The 17,738-nt window shown below is 71.7% G+C and carries 21 protein-coding genes; 8 read left to right on the plus strand and 13 right to left on the minus strand.

What is annotated here, in order from left to right; translation table 11 throughout:
* Window positions 1-166: 166 nt before the first annotated feature.
* Window positions 167-322: a hypothetical protein gene (locus tag ACIRR8_RS25445; RefSeq protein WP_356746445.1), complete on the minus strand. Its 156-nt coding sequence runs from the start codon at window positions 320-322 to the stop codon at window positions 167-169.
* A gap of 338 nt (window positions 323-660) precedes the next feature.
* On the opposite strand from ACIRR8_RS25445, the gene ACIRR8_RS25450 reads away from it, so the two are divergent.
* Entirely contained in the window at window positions 661-2,307 is a 1,647-nt protein-coding gene (locus ACIRR8_RS25450; protein WP_404068990.1) for a penicillin-binding transpeptidase domain-containing protein, read from the plus strand.
* Window positions 2,308-2,417: 110 nt separating this feature from the next.
* Here ACIRR8_RS25450 and ACIRR8_RS25455 read toward each other — a convergent pair whose 3' ends face one another.
* Entirely contained in the window at window positions 2,418-2,798 is a 381-nt protein-coding gene (locus ACIRR8_RS25455) for a hypothetical protein (protein ID WP_404068993.1), read from the minus strand.
* Window positions 2,799-3,011: 213 nt separating this feature from the next.
* Window positions 3,012-4,172, minus strand: a complete 1,161-nt coding sequence (locus ACIRR8_RS25460; RefSeq protein WP_404068996.1) for a DUF5937 family protein — start codon at window positions 4,170-4,172, stop codon at window positions 3,012-3,014.
* Between the two features lie 215 nt (window positions 4,173-4,387).
* On the opposite strand from ACIRR8_RS25460, the gene ACIRR8_RS25465 reads away from it, so the two are divergent.
* Both ACIRR8_RS25465 and ACIRR8_RS25470 read left to right on the plus strand, forming a co-directional pair.
* On the plus strand, window positions 4,388-4,909 hold the full coding sequence (locus ACIRR8_RS25465; RefSeq protein WP_404068998.1) for a YbaK/EbsC family protein: 522 nt from the start codon (window positions 4,388-4,390) through the stop codon (window positions 4,907-4,909).
* Window positions 4,906-5,757 carry an EamA family transporter gene (locus tag ACIRR8_RS25470; protein ID WP_404069001.1) on the plus strand — a complete coding sequence of 284 codons (852 nt, stop codon included), beginning with the start codon at window positions 4,906-4,908 and terminating at the stop codon, window positions 5,755-5,757. Before ACIRR8_RS25465 ends, ACIRR8_RS25470 begins: the two co-directional genes overlap by 4 nt.
* Window positions 5,758-5,794: 37 nt before the next feature.
* Here ACIRR8_RS25470 and ACIRR8_RS25475 read toward each other — a convergent pair whose 3' ends face one another.
* Window positions 5,795-6,184, minus strand: a complete 390-nt coding sequence (locus ACIRR8_RS25475) for a hypothetical protein (protein WP_404069003.1) — start codon at window positions 6,182-6,184, stop codon at window positions 5,795-5,797.
* 137 nt (window positions 6,185-6,321) lie between these two features.
* On the opposite strand from ACIRR8_RS25475, the gene ACIRR8_RS25480 reads away from it, so the two are divergent.
* The gene (locus ACIRR8_RS25480) at window positions 6,322-7,086 is read left to right on the plus strand and encodes a hypothetical protein (protein ID WP_404069005.1); all 765 of its coding nucleotides are present in this window, start codon (window positions 6,322-6,324) and stop codon (window positions 7,084-7,086) included.
* A 44-nt stretch (window positions 7,087-7,130) separates the two neighbouring features.
* On the opposite strand, the gene ACIRR8_RS25485 is transcribed toward ACIRR8_RS25480, so the two are convergent.
* Both ACIRR8_RS25485 and ACIRR8_RS25490 read right to left on the minus strand, forming a co-directional pair.
* Window positions 7,131-7,352, minus strand: coding sequence for a DUF397 domain-containing protein (locus ACIRR8_RS25485; protein WP_404069008.1), 222 nt, complete (start codon window positions 7,350-7,352; stop codon window positions 7,131-7,133).
* Window positions 7,349-8,227, minus strand: coding sequence for a helix-turn-helix domain-containing protein (locus ACIRR8_RS25490; protein WP_404069010.1), 879 nt, complete (start codon window positions 8,225-8,227; stop codon window positions 7,349-7,351). Before ACIRR8_RS25490 ends, ACIRR8_RS25485 begins: the two co-directional genes overlap by 4 nt.
* A gap of 164 nt (window positions 8,228-8,391) precedes the next feature.
* Between ACIRR8_RS25490 and ACIRR8_RS25495 the strand changes: the two genes are divergently transcribed.
* The 3 genes from ACIRR8_RS25495 to ACIRR8_RS25505 all read left to right on the plus strand — a co-directional run bounded on the left by ACIRR8_RS25495 (window position 8,392) and on the right by ACIRR8_RS25505 (window position 10,704).
* On the plus strand, window positions 8,392-8,829 hold the full coding sequence (locus ACIRR8_RS25495) for an ATP-binding protein (RefSeq protein ID WP_404069012.1): 438 nt from the start codon (window positions 8,392-8,394) through the stop codon (window positions 8,827-8,829).
* 332 nt (window positions 8,830-9,161) lie between these two features.
* On the plus strand, window positions 9,162-10,235 hold the full coding sequence (locus tag ACIRR8_RS25500) for a hypothetical protein (protein WP_404069015.1): 1,074 nt from the start codon (window positions 9,162-9,164) through the stop codon (window positions 10,233-10,235).
* Between the two features lie 31 nt (window positions 10,236-10,266).
* Window positions 10,267-10,704 (plus strand): GNAT family N-acetyltransferase, encoded by a 438-nt coding sequence (locus tag ACIRR8_RS25505; RefSeq protein WP_404069017.1) that lies wholly within the window; start codon window positions 10,267-10,269, stop codon window positions 10,702-10,704.
* A gap of 15 nt (window positions 10,705-10,719) precedes the next feature.
* On the opposite strand, the gene hemC is transcribed toward ACIRR8_RS25505, so the two are convergent.
* The 7 genes from hemC to ACIRR8_RS25540 all read right to left on the minus strand — a co-directional run bounded on the left by hemC (window position 10,720) and on the right by ACIRR8_RS25540 (window position 16,987).
* Window positions 10,720-11,652, minus strand: coding sequence for a hydroxymethylbilane synthase (hemC, locus tag ACIRR8_RS25510; protein WP_404069020.1), 933 nt, complete (start codon window positions 11,650-11,652; stop codon window positions 10,720-10,722).
* Window positions 11,653-11,718: 66 nt separating this feature from the next.
* Window positions 11,719-12,192 carry a GNAT family N-acetyltransferase gene (locus ACIRR8_RS25515; RefSeq protein ID WP_404069023.1) on the minus strand — a complete coding sequence of 158 codons (474 nt, stop codon included), beginning with the start codon at window positions 12,190-12,192 and terminating at the stop codon, window positions 11,719-11,721.
* Window positions 12,193-12,233: 41 nt separating this feature from the next.
* Window positions 12,234-13,022, minus strand: a complete 789-nt coding sequence (locus tag ACIRR8_RS25520; RefSeq protein ID WP_404069025.1) for an SDR family NAD(P)-dependent oxidoreductase — start codon at window positions 13,020-13,022, stop codon at window positions 12,234-12,236.
* A complete protein-coding gene (locus ACIRR8_RS25525; RefSeq protein ID WP_404069439.1) occupies window positions 13,019-14,185 on the minus strand; it encodes a serine hydrolase domain-containing protein in 1,167 nt (388 codons plus the stop codon). The genes ACIRR8_RS25520 and ACIRR8_RS25525 overlap by 4 nt, the downstream gene beginning before the upstream one ends.
* 195 nt (window positions 14,186-14,380) lie before the next feature.
* Window positions 14,381-15,169, minus strand: a complete 789-nt coding sequence (locus tag ACIRR8_RS25530) for an energy-coupling factor ABC transporter ATP-binding protein (protein ID WP_404069028.1) — start codon at window positions 15,167-15,169, stop codon at window positions 14,381-14,383.
* Window positions 15,157-15,918 carry a cobalt ECF transporter T component CbiQ gene (cbiQ, locus tag ACIRR8_RS25535; RefSeq protein WP_404069032.1) on the minus strand — a complete coding sequence of 254 codons (762 nt, stop codon included), beginning with the start codon at window positions 15,916-15,918 and terminating at the stop codon, window positions 15,157-15,159. Before cbiQ ends, ACIRR8_RS25530 begins: the two co-directional genes overlap by 13 nt.
* 1 nt (window position 15,919) lies before the next feature.
* Window positions 15,920-16,987, minus strand: a complete 1,068-nt coding sequence (locus ACIRR8_RS25540; RefSeq protein WP_404069034.1) for an energy-coupling factor ABC transporter permease — start codon at window positions 16,985-16,987, stop codon at window positions 15,920-15,922.
* A 252-nt stretch (window positions 16,988-17,239) separates the two neighbouring features.
* Here ACIRR8_RS25540 and ACIRR8_RS25545 point away from each other — a divergent pair, with 252 nt between their 5' ends.
* Window positions 17,240-17,680, plus strand: coding sequence for an SsgA family sporulation/cell division regulator (locus ACIRR8_RS25545; protein WP_404069037.1), 441 nt, complete (start codon window positions 17,240-17,242; stop codon window positions 17,678-17,680).
* Window positions 17,681-17,738: the final 58 nt, after the last annotated feature.

Raw genomic sequence — 17,738 nt, forward strand, 5'->3', positions numbered from 1 at the left:
CCGCCCCCCGCCCGCCGCGCCAGCCCTCCCCCACCCTGCGCCGCTCCCCCCCCCCCCCCCTCCACCCCCCCGTCCGCCCGGGCACCCCCCAACCGGTCGTGGCCCGCCCGCATGTGCGGGAATCCGCCGCATCAGCGGAGTTCCCGGCCGCTTCCAACCCGGCAGGTTAGAAGAAATGCTTTCGTCCACCGACCGCGCGGCCGGTCGCGCCCAGGATCCACAGGATGGCACCCACCACGATGAGGATTCCACCGATGGTCGTCAGCAGTGACATGCCGACAAGCAGGCCGATAATCAGCAGAAGAAGCCCAAGGATGATCATTTTCTATTTCCCATCGTCAAGTCCGGTTTAGGCGCTTGCGCGCCTTACTTCACAACGGCCTCAGTTCACCCCACCGGTTGTCCCGGCTCCGAATGTCGCCAGGACCTCGTTGCGTTGGTCCTTGTGCCCGGCAACCCGGCGTTCACGCACCTTGGCGAAAATTTGTTCCCAGGCCTGCTGGGAGCCCTCATCGGCGGGGCGCCGGCCCCCTCCGGCCAAGCGTTCCGGTCCGGTAACGACGCCCTCGGCCGGCACGGCAACCCCTTAGGGTTCCTCACAGTTGCCCCTTGAACATGGAACGTGGTCAAGGGGCTCTCCTGGGGAGGGGGACTGCACTGATGCGCAGTGGAGCGAAGGTCGCCGTGGTCGGCGGAGTGTTCGTCCTGGTGGCCGGCGGGGTCGGCTACGGGGCGTACGGCGTGCTCGGGAGCGACGGGGACGGGGACAGCGGCAAGGTCGGCTCCCGGAACGCCACACCGGAGGTGAAGACCGGGCCGCCGAGTGCGGCGGAGATATCCGAGACGTCGAAGTCCTTCTTCGACGCCTGGGCGGCCGGGGACGCGGCGAGCGCGGCCCTGCTCACCAACAACGAGGCCGGTGCGGAGCCCGTACTCGCCTCGTACGGCGGGGCCGCCCACATCGGCGACGTGAAGATCACGCCGGGACCGGCCGTCGGCACGAAGGTGCCGTACACCGTCAGGGCCACCGTCTCCTACGGCGGGAAGACCAGGCCCCTGTCGTACGCCTCCGAACTCGCCGTCGTCCGCGGACTGACGACCGGGAAGGCCCTGGTCGACTGGGAACCCACCGTCGTCCATCCGCGGTTGACCGAGGGCGCGACGCTGAGGACCGGAGAGTCGTCGACGGCGGCCATCGAGGCCGTCGACCGCAACGGGGTCGTGCTCACCAAGGAGAAGTACCCCTCGCTCGGGACGATCCTGGACACCCTGCGGCAGAAGTACGGTGACTCCGCCGGCGGTACGCCCGGCATCGAGACCTGGATCGAGCCCGCCGAGGACGGCCAGGCCGACATCAACCTGCTGACCCTCGCCAAGGGCAAGCCCGGCAAGGTCCGGACGACGCTCGACGCGAACGTGCAGGCGGCGGCCGAGAAGGCGGTGAAGCGGTACGGCGAGTCCTCGGTGGCGGCGGTCCAGCCGTCCACGGGCGCGATCCGGGCCATCGCCAACAACCGCAAGGACGGCTACAACGCGGCCATGAGCGGCCAGTTGGCGCCCGGGTCCACGATGAAGATCGTGACCGCGGCGATGATCATCCAGAACGGTCTCGGGAGCATCGACGCGGCGGTGGAGTGCCCGTCCACGGTGTCGTGGGACGGGGTGACCTTCCACAACCTCAAGGACTTCTCCGTCGGCAACGCCACGCTGCGCGAGGCGTTCGCGCGGTCCTGCAACAGCACCTTCATCAAGCCGGTCAAGCCGCTCGGCGACCGGGCCGGATCGGCCCTGGGGCAGGAGGCCCGTGACTACTTCGGCCTCGGTCAGGACAACTGGCAGACCGGCGTGCCCTCCTTCGACGGCAGGATCCCGGAGTCCTCGGGGGCCGAGACGGCGGCCTCGTACATCGGGCAGGGCAAGGTGCTCATGAGCCCGCTGAACATGGCCTCGGTGAGTGCCACGGTGAAGAACGGCGGCTTCAGGCAGCCGTACCTGATCGCCCGTGAGCTGGACGACCGGCCGTTCGCCGAGGCCCGTCCGCTGCCGGCCAACGTGTCCGAGCAGCTCCGGCAGATGATGCGGTACACCGCGACCAGTCCCTCCGGCACCGGCACCGAGCCCATGGCGAGCGTCGGCGGCGACAAGGGCGCCAAGACCGGTTCGGCCGAGGTCGACGGCCAGACGTCCAACAGCTGGTTCACCGGCTTCAGCAACGACCTCGCCGCGGCGGCGGTCGTCCAGGAAGGCGGCCACGGCGGCGACGCGGCGGGCCCGGTGGTGGCGGAGGTGCTGCGCGCGGGCGGCTGAGGCATGCGGTGATGGCGCAGCAGTGGTTCGCCCGTGCCCAAGTCCGCGTCCATGGGGCGAGGGTAGGAGGGCCCTCGCCCCACGTCACCCGGATATGGGCCCGGGCCTGGCTAGGGCGCGAGCTTGATCGAGTTGATCGGGGTCAGGTTCACGTCCCAGTAGGTCCACGTGGGCATCTTCGCGCCGCAGCCGACCCCGTCGTACCCCGTGCACAGCTGCACGGTCGCCCCGTCCGTCTGGTTGTTGAACACCCGGTGGGTACCGGTCTGGTTGTTGAGGTTGTAGACGCCATAGCGGAAATACGTCGCCTCCGGCCGGTTGCCGTTCCAGGACGCGCCCGGGTAGATACAGACGTATCCGGAGCGGCATCCGGCGTAGGTGTCCAGGGCGTCCCGGGTGTCGGACGTGCCGGCCTGCGCCCCCGCTCCCGTCGCCAGCACGGCCCCCGCCGTGAACATGAGCGTCACTGCCGCTCGTACGAAACTGCGCATGTCGTTTCCCTCCCTGCCCCGGGCCATGGGCCCCTGGGCTCCCCTGTGGGACGAGTGGTTCCGGCCGTCCGGGCCGGTCGGCCCCGACGGTCCTCCGGGCAGGCGCCCGGACGGTCCTCCGGCCGGTGGCCGCGTGGCGTTCCCTCCGCGCGGCCCACCGTCCGGATGGCAGAAGCGTGGCAGGGATCCGCCCGCTCGCGCCGCACCCTTTCATCAGGGTGAAACCGTCGCGGGCCGAAGCGTCGGCAGGGGCCGCTCCGACGGTCCGGCCCCCGTCGTCCCCAGCAGTTGCCGCCCGAGCGGCGTGGGGTGGTGGAGCACGCACCGGCCCTCCTTGCGGCAGGCGGCGAGGCCCGCCTCGCGCAGGATCGCCAGCTGCTGGCTGGTGTTGGGGAGCGAGCAGCCGACGGCGTGGGCCAGCTCGGACGTCGTGGCGCAGGCGCGGGCCGCCACCTCGTACAGGAGCGCGGCGCGGGTCGGGCCCAGCAGGCGGACGAGCGAGGCGCCGGAGGCCGGGGCGGCCGTGGCCTCGGGCAGCTGGACCGGCTTCTCCACCGGGTAGACCAGCACCGGCGGCAGCTCCGCGTCGAACAGGGTGATCGGCCTGCGCCAGCAGAAGTACGACGGCACCAGGAGCAGCCCGCGCCCGGCCAGGTACAGGTCACGCTCGACCGGGTACGCCACCTCCAGCACGGGCGCGCTCCAGCGGGCCATCGGGCGGAAGGTCTCCAGCAGCGCCCGGGTGCCGCCCGCCGCCAGTTCGCGGGAGCGCCAGGCGACGTCCGAGGCCACCGCCGCGTCGATCCAGGGCCGGTACGGGGCGAGGAACGCCGCGTCGTACGCCGTGAGCAGCCCGCCGAGCGCCCGGAGCGCCGCCGCGTCGCCCCGCGCGAGCCGCTCCGCCGCGAAGGGCCGGACCTCTGCCCGCGCGCCGGGCCGGGCCCCCGCCCCCGCGAGCGGCCGGGCCCGGGCCACCGACTCCGTGAGCAGCGTGAACTCCCGGCGCAGGCGACTCCGGGGCGTCGCCAGCACCCGGTCCACGCCCTGCCGCAGGTCGGCGATGCCGCCGTCCACGGCGGGGGTCAGGAAGTCGGGGATGTACGGCCCGCACGGCATCAGACTGCGCAGGGCGACCGCGACGGCCCGATCCGCCCCGGGACGCCCCACGCCGCCGCCCGCCCGGAAGCCGCCGCCTCCTCCTGCTCCCCCGCCTCGCAGCAGCGGTCCCACCGCCTGCCGCCACGGCCCGAACACGATCCGGCCCTCGTCGGTCTGGAGCCGGCAGACGCTGCACACGATCTCCCAGAGCGGGTCGGGGCTCCGGGCGATGCGGACGTACTCCAGATCCTGGGCGGTGAAATGGATGCGCAACATGATTTCCCCCTTGTCGCACTTTCCTGCACATATCCCCCTAACACTGTGACGCGCGGCAACGAAGCAGTGATCCACAGCGACGACTTCCGGCCGACGACCGCCCCGGATTGGCCGGATGACCCGGCGAAAGGGCGCAGGGGCGCACGGAAAGGGCCGCTGGACCGCCCCCCGGAACCCCCTCGCATGCACCATGCACGGACCGCTAGCGTGCAGCCATGAGCAGCACACCCGAAACCCCCGAAACCCCTCCCGCCGCACCCGTCTCGCCCGCCCACCCCCGGTTCGCCGAGGCGCTCGCCGAACTGGGCCTCCAGGTCGAGGTGCGCCGCTTCCCGGACGCGACCCGTACGGCGGCGGAGGCCGCGGCGGCGGTCGGCTGCGAGCTGAGCGAGATCGTCAAGTCCCTGGTCTTCACGGCGGACGGCGTCCCGGTGCTGGTCCTGATGGACGGCTCCTCGCGGGTGGACGTGGAACTCGTACGGCGTGAGCTCGGCGCGCAGAAGGTCAAGCGGGCGGACGCGGATCTGGTCCGGGAGACGACCGGGTACGCGATCGGAGGCGTACCGCCCTTCGGCCACGCGACCCGCACCCGCGTACTGGCCGACCGGCGCCTCCTGGACCACCCCGTGGTCTGGGCGGCGGCGGGCACCCCGCACACGGTCTTCCCGCTCGACCCCAAGACGCTGATCGCCCACGCGGGCGCGACGGTTGCGGATGTGCGCGAGCACGCGAAGTGACGCCGCTGGTCGCCCTCGCGGTGCTCGTCGCCGCGATAACGCACGCCAGCTGGAACGCCATCGCCCACGCCATCAAGGACCAGCTCCTCTCCTTCACGCTGATCTCCGGCGGCGGCCTGCTGATCGGCGCGGCGCTGGCCCTCTTCGCCCCGCTGCCGGCGGCCGGGGCATGGCCGTACCTCGGCGTCTCGGCCGCGCTCCACGTGGCGTACATGCTGCTGTTGATGCGCTCGTTCACCCTCGGCGACTTCGGCCAGATGTACCCGATCGCCCGGGGTACGGCCCCGCTGGTGGTGACGGTCCTGGCGGCGGTCTTCGTCGGCGAGCGCCCGGACGCCTGGGCGACGGCGGGCGTGGCGGTCGCCTCGGCGGGCCTGGTCGGCCTGGCGCTCTGGGGCATCCGGGGCTCCGGCACCCGCCCGCACTGGCCCGCGATCGCGGCGGCCCTCGGCACGGGCCTGGCGATCGCCGGGTACACGACGGTGGACGGCGTCGGCGTACGGGCCTCCGGCACACCGCTCGGTTACGTCGCGTGGCTGATGATCCTGGAGGGCCTGGCGATCCCGGCGTACGCGTACTACCGCCGCCGCTCCGAACTGGCCGCCCAGCTCCGCCCGTTCGCCGTACGAGGCCTGCTCGGCGCGGTCCTCTCGGTGGTCGCGTACGGGCTCGTTCTCTGGGCACAGACGCGAGCCCCTCTCGCTCCGATCGCGGCGCTGCGCGAGTCGTCGATCATCGTGGGCGCGGCGATCGGCACGCTGTTCTTCAAGGAGCGCTTCGGCGCACCGAGGATCGCGGCGGCGGGGCTGATGGTGGTCGGTATCGGCCTGATGCTGCACACGAGTTGAGGCGCGCACCGGTCGGTTCGCACGGACCGGCCTGAGGTCAGGCGCCCGGGTCGACCTCGGGGTGCGTGAACCGCACGGGCCTGCCCAGCGACCGAGCGTAGGCGATTTCGGCTCGGGTGCTGTCCCCGATGTAGTCGCCGACGACGAGTACCTCGTCGGCGAGCCGGATCTTCGCCCGGTGCAGATCGTCGAGCCGGGCCTTCAGCGCCTCGGCCTCGGCGGGATCGGACCAGAGCGCGTGCGGCGACTTCAGGTCACAGCCCGGTTTGACGACGATCCTTCCGTCGCCGGTCTCCCGCAGATCGGCCTCGTTCATCTCGGCCATGAAGCGGGTGGAACCGCAGATCACGACGATCTGCGGGAGGCTCAGCCGCCTCTTCGCGTCGGCGAGGCTCTCCTCCGGGGTGAGCGGCTGCGGGTAGAGCAACGGTTCCTCCTGGTGGCGTGGTCAGCAGCCGGGCCGTGGTGATGCGCGGGCGCACAACCCTATGCGGACGCCGATCGTCTGTAAGGCGCCGGAGGGATGAGCCTCCGGCGCCTTTCCGCAGGGAGATCGGGGATCAGGTGGGGAAGCAGGTCTGGAGAGCCGTCGTGGCCGGTGGCGCGGCGGCGGTGTTCACGGCCGTGGCGGCGGTGCCGGCCGGGGCGGCCGAGGGTGGGGCGTCATTCAGCCGTGTCCAGGTGAACGGCGGAAAGCCGATCGTGATCGGGACATCGAAGGAGGTCGTGTACCCGGCCTCCTTCCGGGTGGTGACCACGCGCGTCTGGAGGTGGCAGCCCCTGGTGTACCTCTACCGCAACGGCGTGGAGGACAAGTTGTGGCAGACCATGGGGGGCGACGTATGCCCCAACCGGGTCGGCACCTGCGATGCCCGGCAAAGGCTGCACTTCGACCCGGGCGGGCACGGGATGCGGAACAGTGAGGCCGGGGTCTGGAAGGTCGCGGGCGAGGTGTTGTTCAAGGACGGGAGCAAAGACGTCGATGCCACGGGGGTGACGGTCCAGCTCAGGCGCGACTCCCACCTGATCGTCAACGCGTCGCCCGAGCCGGTTGCCAAGGGCAAGACGCTCACCGTGACCGGCAAGATCACGCGAGCCAACTGGGAGACCAGGAAGTACGGCGTGTACGGAAGCCGCCAGGTGAACCTGCAGTTCAAGCCCGCCGGCGCCTCCGCCTACACCCTGGTGAAGAAGGTTCGGGCGAACGGCTCGGGCGCACTCAGGACGACCGTCAAAGCGTCGAAGACCGGCACATGGCGTTGGGCGTACGTCGGTGATACGACCACCGGGGCGTCGGTGTCACTGGGGGACTACGTCGTGGTGAAGTGATGCCCGCCGTGCCGGCCTGATGCGGCACGGGAGTTGAGGCCGGGTCAGCGGCTCTCGTCCTTCCCGCCCACGTACGGGACGAAAGCCGCCCACGCGGCGGCGGGGAGGGCGAGGCGGGGGCCTTGGATGTTCTTGGAATCGCGGACGTGGACGGCGGCCTGGGCGATCGCGACCTCGACGCAGTCGTTGGGGTTGCTGCTGTCGCTGTAGCTGCTCTTGAACCACCGCAGCTCAGAGGCTTCCCCAGCAGAGGGCCTGTAGGTCATGTCTCTCCCAGCACTTGCTCGATGAAGGCCCGGGACTCCTCCGGTGTGAGAGCCCGAGCCTGAGTGATGCCGTACCGCAGTTCAAGAATACGGAGTTGCTTCGGATGCGAGATAGGCCTGCCTGCGAACTCGTCGTCCGCCCGTCCCACGGCCGAGCCGTCAGCGAACTTCAGCACTTGAATCCGTCCGCCCGTTCCTGGATGGTCCCACCGGGCGGTTGGCATCACCTGAATGTCCACGAAGGGCAGCTCGCTGAGCCGGAGCAGGTTTTCGAGCTGTCGCCGCCACACCGCCACGCCGCCGACCGGTCGACGCAACGTGGCCTCTTCCTGGACGAAGCTGAGTTCGGGGGCGGGGGTGCGGCTGAAGATGGATTGTCTGGCCATGCGTCCGGCAAGGGCGCGCTCCAGCTCGTCCGGGGACAGGACCGGTCGTCGCGTTCCGAGCAGCGCCCTCGCGTACTCCTCCGTCTGCAACAGACCGTGCAGGTTGTGGCTGCCATACGCGGCGAGCTCGACGGCTCTGGCCTCCAGCCTCGCCAAGTCCCGGATCTTCTTCGGATACCGCACCTCCGCGATGTCCGCCTTCATCGCCGCGAGCTTGCCGTCCGCCCCCAGCACCCCGTCCGCGCCGTCCATGAACTCCGGGCGAGGGATACGCCGGCCGCCCTCCACCTTGTAGATGAGGTCCTCGCTGTACCCCATCGCCGTCCCGAACTCCGCCGCCCGCATCCCCGCCGCCTCGCGCCACGCCTTGATCTGGCGGCCCACGGCCGCGACCACCGCAGCGCCCGGCTCGTCGTCCGGGTCGACCTCCCAGCCGGGCTCGTCCACCCCGGCGTCCCCACGCTCCGTACCGTCGCCAACCACGCTCATGCGAGCCCCACTTCCGACGTGCGTGCCGATCTTCCCTCAACCGCGACCGTTCCCGGCACGTCACGCCAGACAGCCAAGACAACACGGGACAAGCCTCGGACACTCACGGTACGCAAGGGCTCCGTCACTGTTCACGGTACGCAGAGACGGCCACGCTGAGTGACATGAACCAAGAAATCGTCCGCGCCCAACACCCCACCACCGACCGGTCCTTCACCGTCCTGCTCTCCCCGACCCGCCGAGGCGCCCGGCTCGCCAGGCTGCTCACCATCGCCCATCTCGGCGCCTGGGGACTCCCCTCGGAGTCGGCGTCGCACATCGTCGGCGAGCTGGCGGCGAACGCCTCGGTCCACGGACGCGTACCGGGCCGGGACTTCCAACTCTCCCTCACCGTCAGCGGAAACACGCTCCGGATCGAGGTCACCGACACCCGGGGCGACAGCGTCCCGCCGGGTCCAGGTGCCGTGAAAGCGCCCGAGGACGACCACGCGGAGCACGGGCGCGGCCTCCTCATCGTGGAGGCCCTGGCAGACCACTGGGGCGTCGCTCCCGGGCCCGTACCGCGCAAGACCGTCTGGGCCGAGATCGACCTCGTACGGTGACGATTCCGACCGGGTCGTGCGCGGGCGCGATCCGGTATCCGGCACATATCACCCACCGGATCGTGCCCGGCCGCGACGCGGTGGCGAGCGACATCAACTACGTAAAGAACTAAGAGAAATAACCCAACCCCACCCACCCCGTCCTGAACCTGACGCATCCTGGGGGCGCGTCACCCACACGGGTGAGGTTTGCCAACTGAGCTGGATTTCGCACCGGTTGGCAGGCATATGCTCACGCCACCAGACAGCAGACATCACACATACGTCGGCCCCCGGCCGGGACAGCCATCCCGATCGAGGGCCTGACCACCAAGGAAGAAGCAAGCTTCCCGATGGATACCCCGCAGAATACTGCGCTCGCGCGCGCCCTGACAGAGCTTCCCGGGCCTCTCCCGGCCCGTGGCGTGATCCACATCGCCATCCGCCACACCGACCGCTTCACCGTCGTCGGCAACCACCTCGCCCAGCACACCGGCCTGAGTACGGTCGCCGTGGGCTTCGCCGTACGCATCCAGTCGCTGCCCCAGGGCACCGAGATCGGCATCAAAGCGCTCGCGGCCCGCTTCCGCGAAGGCGAGAAGATCATCGCCACCGCCCTGCGCGAACTGGAAGCCCACGGCTACCTGCGACGAGCCCGCACCCGCCTGGCCAACGGCCGCATCGTCACCCGCACGGTGTTCTGCAACCAGCCGACAGCGCTGCTACGAGCGCACTGTGCGGGCACCTCACCCTGGCTGCCTCCCGCCGAGCCGCAGGCCCCTCCGCCGGTGCAGGATGCCGAGCCGGAACCGCCCACACCCGAGCCTCCCGCAGCACCGGAACCGGGCGCCCCGCAGACCCCCGCCGCCCGGGAAGCCGCCGCCCCGCAGACCCCCGCACCCCCCGACGTACAACAGCAACAGGAACAGGCGCCCGAAGCGTCCGTCCCGCAGGACCACGCCCCCTACGTCGTGCTCGTCCCGCCGCCCACCGCGCCCAGGCAGCCATCCCCGCCCCTCCCCCAGCCCCGCGAACTCACCGCCGAACTGCACCGCGCCGCAACCGCGCTCCTCGGCGACCTCCGCCGCCACGCGCACCAGCTCGTCCTCTCCGAGAACGACATCCGCCAACTCGCCCCGGCAGTCGCCGCCTGGCTCGAACGCGACACCCGCCCCGACACCATCCGCCACGCCCTCACCAACGACCTGCCCCAGCCCCTCCGCCACCCCGCCAAGCTCCTCAAACACCGCCTCACCGCTCTGATCCCCCCGCCCCTCCCCGGCCCCGACGACCTCACCGCCGCCGCACGCCCACGTATCGCCGTCACGCCGTTCCAGACCTGCGACGGCTGCGAACGCGCCTTCCGCTCACCCGCACCCGGCCACTGCCGCGACTGCCGCACGGAGCACACCCGAGCCGCCGCCTGAGCGCTCCCCGCCCCGACTACGCTCCCGAGCCATGACCACCACCGAAGGCAGCGAAGACAGGTACGCGATCGACACCGACCCGGACCGCCTCGATATCGGCCTCGTCCACCACTGGCTCTCCACGGACGCGTTCTGGGCGCTCGGCCGAAGCCGCGAGACCGTCGAGCGGTCCATCGGAGGGTCGCTCAACTTCGGTGTCTACGGCCCCGATGGAGACCAGGTCGCCTACGCCCGCGTCGTCACGGACCGGGCCACCTTCGCCTGGCTCTGCGACGTCTACGTGGCGCCCGAGCACCGCGGCCGGGGCCTCGGAGCCCGACTGGCCACCGCCGTCCGCGACCACCTCGCCCCGTACGAACTCAAGCGGACGATGCTCGCCACGCTGGACGCGCACGAGCTGTACGCGAAGGTCGGGTTCACCCCCGTACCCGATCCGGAGCGGCTGATGATCCTGAGCAGCGCGCGGTAGGCGCCGGGCGAGCCCTCAGTGGGCGATGCCGTCGATCAGCTCCCTGGCCCCCTGGCGCAGCAGGGCGACCGCGACGGACGTGCCCAGGGTGGCCGGGTCGAGCGGTCCCGCCCATTCGTGGGCGTTGAGGACGGTCTTGCCGTCGGGGGTGAAGACCTTGGCCCGGAGCGACAGGTCGCCGTTCCGTTCCACCTGGGCGTATCCGGCGATGGGGCTGTTGCAGTGGCCTTGGAGCACGTGGAGGAACATCCGCTCGGCGGTCGTCTCGCGGTGGGCCGCCGGGTCGCCGAGCCCGCTCACGGCGTCGATGAGGCCGGTGTCGCCCTCGCGGCACTGGAGGGCGAGGACGCCCGCACCGATCGGCGGGCACATCACCTCGGTCGACAGGATCTCGGTGATCACGTCGGGGCGGCCGATGCGCTCCAGTCCGGAGGCGGCCAGGAGCAGCGCATCGGCCTCACCGCCGGTGAGCTTTTCCAGGCGGCGGTTGGCGTTGCCGCGCATCGGTACGCAGACGAGGTGCGGGTGCGATGCGGCGAGCTGGGCGGAACGGCGAACGGACGACGTCCCGATACGTGTCCCGGCGGGGAGCTCGTCGAGGGGCAGGCCGCCGGGGTGGATCAGCGCGTCACGGATGTCGTCCCGCCTGAGGAAGGCGGCGAAGACCGTGCCGGCGGGCAGGGGCCTGTCCGCCGGGATGTCCTTGACGCAGTGCACCGCCAGGTCCGCTTCCCCCGCCAGCAGGGCGGCGTCCACCTCCTTGGTGAACGCGCCTTTGCCCTCCACCGCGCTGAGATCGCCCATCCACTTGTCGCCCGTCGTCTTGACCGGGACCACTTCGGTGCGGGTGCCGGGGTGGAGTGCGGCCAGTTCGGCGCGGACGCGTTCGACTTGGGCGAGGGCCATGGGCGAGTCACGGGACACGATGCGGATCAGATCAGCGGACATGCGGGTCACGCAGGGCGCGAGCACTCCCCCCACGAAGCACGCAGGTGTCGGAGCCTCCTACGGCCATCACCCCGCCCACTCCGCCACCACCTCCCCGTCCTCCTCCACCCCCGTCAGGCGGAAGCCGAGTGCCGCGTACAGGTGGGCGGCGGCCTCGTTGGACGGGGCGTAGGAAAGGCGGACCGCCGTGCGGCCGTCACGGGCCGACAGCCAGGTCGTCAGCGTGCGTACGGCGGCCGCGCCGATGCCCTGGGACTGGTGGGCGGCGTCGATCAGCATGCCGCCCAGCCAGTGCGAGCCGTCCTCGTCCCGCGCCCACATGATGTGGCCGGTCACCTCGTCTCCGGCCAGGACCGCCAGGGAGTGCCAGGTGTCCTCGCAGGACGTCAGGACCAGGTAGCGGGCTGCCAGGGGTGCCACCCAGGTGCGTTGGTCGTCGTGCGGGGCGCAGTCGGCGACCGCCCGCCAGTTGTCCGCGTCCACCTCGTGGAGGGTGACCGGGCGGCCCGACTTGTCCGTGTGGTCGTACGTGATGATCATGCGGGGAGGGTAGGAGCGTGCTCCGGTCCCGCGCCAGGGGATTACTCCCCGGCCGCCATCGCCTGGCGGAAGCCCGTGTTCACCGCCAGGATGCCGCCGTCCACCCGCAGCGTCGTCCCCGTGATCCACGACGCGTCGGACGAGGCGAGGAAGGCGACCGCCGACGCGATGTCCTCCGGTGTGCCGACCCGGCCGAGCGGGTAGAGCGCGGCTGCTCGCTCCAGCTCCGCGTCACGGCCCGACCAGGCCGCCGTGCGGATCGTGCCGGGCGCGACCAGGTTGACCCGTACGCCGCGCGGGCCCGCGTGACCCGCCAGCGTACGGGTCAGGCTCGCCAGGCCGGCCTTCGCGGCGCTGTACGCGTGGCCGCCGAAGTCCTGCTCGCCGTTGACCGAGCCGATGGTGACGATCGCGCCCCGGCCCGAGGCCACCAGGTGCGGCAGCGCGGCGCGGGCGCAGCGGAAGGGGCCGGAGAGGGTGATGTCCAGGTCGTGTTCCCAGGTCGCGTCCGTCTCGTCCTCGAAGAGCGGCTCGTCCTGCCCTGCCGCGTAGGCGTTGTTGACCAGGACGTCCAGACCGCCGAAGGTCTCGACCGCGTACGCCACCGCCGCCTCCACCGCCGTACGGTCCGCCACATCGCAGGCCATGGAGTCGGCCGTGTGGCCCGCCCGGCGTATCGCCGCCGCCGTGTCGGAGGCGCGCTTCGCGTCCAGGTCGGTGACGAGGACCTTGGCGCCTTCCGCCGCCAGACGGTGGGCCGTTGCCGCGCCGATGCCCTGGCCGGCGGCGGTGATCAGGATGCTGTGGTCGACAAAGCGGTCTCGTGTCATAGCGCCGACCGTACTGCTCTGACCAGCGCCTGGGCACGGGGATCCGCGGTGACTCCCTTCTGGAGGCCGTTGGTGACGTAGCCCAGCGCGGTGCCGGACTCCGGGTCCGCGAAGCCGAGCGAGCCGCCCCGGCCGGGGTGGCCGAACGAACCGGGGCCCAGCAGCGGGGCCGCCGGGCCGTGCAGCATGTAGCCCAGGCCGAAGCGGGTGTTGACGACGAGGACCCGGTCGGGGCCGGCCGACTCCTCCGTGCGGGCCAGCGTGAGGGTCGCGGGCGCGAAGAGGCGGCGGTGGCCGTCGACCGGGCCGATCATCGCGGCGTAGCAGCGGGCCAGGCCCCGGGCCGTCGCGATGCCGTTGGAGGCCGGGAGCTCCGCCGTACGGTAGGCCGCGTCGTTCTCGTCGGGGAACGGGTCGATCGCGCCGAACGCACGGCGGGTGAGCGAGTCCGGGTCGCGGTAGGCGTCGACGACCGAGCGCTTCGGGCGTACGCGCAGGGCGCCGGAGGCCGTGGCGGAGGCCGGGGGCTCCACCGGGCCGATACGGCCGATGCGGTGCGCCTCGTCCGCCGGGAGCCCGAACCAGAAGTCCAGGCCGAGCGGGCGCGCGATCTCCTCCGCGATCCAGCGGCCGATGGTGCGGCCGGTGGCGCGGCGGACCAGTTCGCCGATGAGCCAGCTGTACGTCTGCGCGTGGTAGCCGTGGTCCGTACCCGGTTCCCACTCCGGGCGCTGCGCGGCGACGGCCGCCGGGCCGGAGATCCCGTCGGCGGCCTCGGCGGGTGTGAGCGTGCGGTCCAGGGCCGGGACGCCGGCGCGGTGGGCCAGGAGGTCGCGGACCAGGACGCGTTCCTTGCCGTTCGCCTTGAACTCCGGCCAGTACGTGGAGACCGGCGCGTCCAGGTCCACCTGGCCGCGCTGGTGGAGCAGGAGCGGGACGGCGGCCGCGATGCCCTTGCCCGCAGAGCGCACGACCTGGACGGTGTCGACGGCCCACGGCTCGGTGCCGTCCACGTCCCGCGTACCGGCCCACAGGTCCACGACCTTGCGCCCGTCCCGGTAGACGGCGACGGCCGCACCGCGCTCGCCGCGCTGCTCGAAGTTGCGGACGAAGGCGTCCCGGACCGGTTCGAACCCGGGGGCCACCGTGCCCCGTACGTCCACGGCCATGTCCGCCCCTGTGCCCGCCACCGTTCCCACGCCCTCGCTCATCCCCCCATGGTGCACGGCCCGGCCGGGTGCGTGGTGGCCGGGTCACGGGTCTTCTCAGGCTGTCACGAGCTGTTTACGGCGACGGAACGGTGAGCGCTCACGGCGAGGGACCGGCCGCCCGTTCACGGCGAAGGGCCGGTGCCCCGTTCACGGCGACGGAACGGTGACCGACCTCGGGTCGAAGCCGAACGGCAGCTCCAAGCGGTGCGCCCGCATCAACTCCTCGTCGCACAGCAGCTCCTGCGTCCGCCCGTCGGCCGCGATCACGCCCTCGCTGAGGATCACCGCGCGCGGGCAGAGCTCCAGCGCGTACGGCAGGTCGTGCGTCACCATCAGCACCGTGACGTCCAACGAGCGGAGGATGTCGGCCAGTTCGCGGCGGGAGGCCGGGTCCAGGTTGGAGGACGGCTCGTCCAGGACCAGGATCTCCGGCTCCATCGCGAGGACGGTCGCCACGGCGACGCGGCGGCGCTGGCCGAAGGAGAGGTGGTGCGGCGGGCGGCCCACGTACTCCTCCATCCCGACCTGCTCCAGCGCCCGCACCACCCGCTCCTCCAGCTCGGGGCCGCGCAGGCCCGCCGCGGCCGGGCCGAAGGCGACGTCCTCGCGGACCGTGGGCATGAAGAGCTGGTCGTCCGGGTCCTGGAAGACGATGCCGACGCGGCGGCGGATATCCGCGAGGTTCCGCTTGGCCACCGGGAGGCCGGCGACGTGGACCGTGCCGGAACCCGCCTCCAGGATGCCGTTGAGGTGCAGGACGAGCGTGGTCTTGCCCGCTCCGTTGGGGCCGAGGACCGCCACGCGCTCGCCGCGCGCCACGGTCAGGTCCACGCCGAAGAGGGCCTGGTGGCCGTCGGGATAGGCGTAGGCGAGGCCGCGGACGTCGAGCGACGGGGCCGCCCCGGTGTCCTTCGAGGAGAGAGTCACAGGGTCCATCCCAGCAGACAGATCGCGAGCGCGAGTACGGGGAGGGCCGCCGCGTACGCCCACTGGGTCCGGTCCGCCGTCACCTCGTCGATCACCGGCATCGTGCCCGCGTAGCCCCGGCTCACCATGGCGAGGTGGACGCGCTCGCCCCGCTCGTAGGAGCGGATGAACAGGGCGCCCATCGAGGTGGCCAGGACGCCCCACTGCCGTACGCCGCGCGCCTCGAACCCCCGGGAGCGGCGGGCGATCGACATGCGCCGCATCTCGTCGGTGATGACGTCCCCGTACCGGATCATGAACGACGCGATCTGGACGAGCAGCGGCGGCAGCTTGAGCCGCTGCAGGCCGAGCAGGACGGCCCGCAGCTCGGTGGTGGAGGCCAGGAGCACCGAGGCAGCGACGCCGAGCGTGGCCTTGGCCAGCACGTTCCAGGCGCCCCAGAGGCCGGGGACGCTGACGGAGAGGCCGAGGACGTCTGTCCGTTCGCCCGGCACCACGAACGGCATGAGCAGCGCGAAGGCCACGAACGGCACCTCGATGACCAGCCGCTTCAGCAGGAAGCCGGCCGGGATGCGGGCCACCGCCGCGACGGCCGCGAGCAGTGCCGCGTACAGGCCGAACGCCCACATCGCCTCGCGCGGGGTGGAGACGACGACGAGCACGAAGCCGAAGACGGCGGCCAGCTTGCAGTGCGGCGGCAGCCGGTGGACCGGGCTGTGGCCGTGCCGGTAGAGCTTGTGGGCGTGGCCCGCTCCCATGTCAGGCGTTCTCGTGATCGCGGTCCCGGTGCGCGTCGCCGGACTCCTCCTTGCGCCGGCGCACCACCCAGAACACGCCCGTACCCACCACCACCGTGGCGCTGACCCCGATCACCCCGGCGAGGCCGCCGGAGAGCCGGGCGTTCGCGATGTCGCCGACGCCGTAGTCGGCGAGCGGGGAGTCGGCCGCGCCGTGCTCCTCCACCTTCTCGTCGATGCCCTGGTCGGCGGCGACCCGTTCCAGGCCGTCCGGGTTGGCGGAGGCGTAGAAGGAGACGAACCCGGCGAGGACGAGGGCCGAGACCAGGCCGGTGATCCAGAAGCCACGCGTGGACCGGGCCGGGGCGGAAGCGGGCTCCGGTTCGCGCGTCGCGGCCGGGGCGTCGACCAGTTCGCCGTCGACCCGGAGCTTGAGCGGTGCGGCCAGGCCCTGGACGCCGTGGACGAGGTCGGGACGTACGGCGAGGACCGCGCCGACGGTCAGTGCGGTGATCACCGCCTCACCGACCCCGATCAGGATGTGCACGCCGACCATGGCCGTGAAGACCTTGCCGATCGGGATGTCCGTGGTGCCGCCTATCCAGTAGAGCAGCGTGAAGGCGGCGGCCGACGCGGGTACGGAGACCAGCGCGGCGACGAACGCCGAGGCGGTCGCGGACCGGCGCGTGCGCGGCAGGAGACCGGTCAGCAGGCGGAAGAGGCCGTACGCGACGACGACCGTGACCACGCCCATGACCGTGATGTTCACGCCGAGCGCGGTGAGGCCGCCGTCCGCGAAGAAGATCCCCTGCATCAGCAGCACCACCGCCAGGCAGAGCACCGCCGTATAGGGCCCGACAAGGATCGCGGCCAGCGCTCCTCCCATCAGGTGGCCGCTGGTACCGGCGGCCACCGGGAAGTTCAGCATCTGCACGGCGAAGATGAACGCGGCCACCAGACCGGCGAGCGGTGCGGTGCGCTCGTCGAGTTCGCGGCGCGCGCCACGGAGGCTGACGGCGACCGCGCCGGCGGCGAACACCCCGGCGGCGACGGAGACAGGTGCATCGATGAATCCATCGGGTACATGCATGGAGAGGCTCCGCTTCCTGCGGTTCCGCACGGTGTCCGCGTCCGCGTGGACGCGGCTCTGCGGGCGGGGTCATGAACCCATCAATAATAGTGCTCTCTTGCGAACCGTACGCAAGAGCGGGAGTCCGGCAGCTGAGACACACCCTGGGCGGCTGATGCACCCAGGGTCACGGTGAGCAGGCGCTCACCGTGCCACTTCCGCGAAATATGGGACATTAGAGGGCAGAACGTCACATATAGGAGGAGCCGGCCCATGTCCCCTGTGATCGAAGAACACGCACGCGCCCGGCTCATCACCGATGGCCCTCTGACCCGTCCGGTCCCCGTCGACCTGCGCTACGACGCCGCCGAGGACCCGCGCACCGTCCACATCACTCTGCCCGGCGGCACCGACTGGGCGTTCGGCCGCGATCTGCTGGAACGCGGTCTGCGTACGCCGATCGAGCGCGGCGCCGTCCGCGTCTGGCCCTGCGGCCGTACGCAGCTGATCGTGGAGCTGCACTCGACGGACGGGGTCGAGGTGTTCCAGTTCGAGATCAGGACGCTGATCCGCTTCCTCGCCCGCACCCGCGCGCAGGCCACGGCCGCGCCACCGTCGGACGGAACCCCGGAGAAGCGACCGTCCCGTACCACCGCCGCCACCACCACCACCGCCACCCGCCCGGAGCGGGGCGCGCCGGCGACCCGCGGCTGAGACGGCCGCAGGAAGAGCCCACGGAGAAGGCCCCCGTGCTCATCGCACGGGGGCCTTC

Source organism: Streptomyces sp. NPDC101178 (assembly GCF_044767965.1).
Taxonomy (GTDB): Bacteria; Actinomycetota; Actinomycetes; order Streptomycetales; family Streptomycetaceae; genus Streptomyces.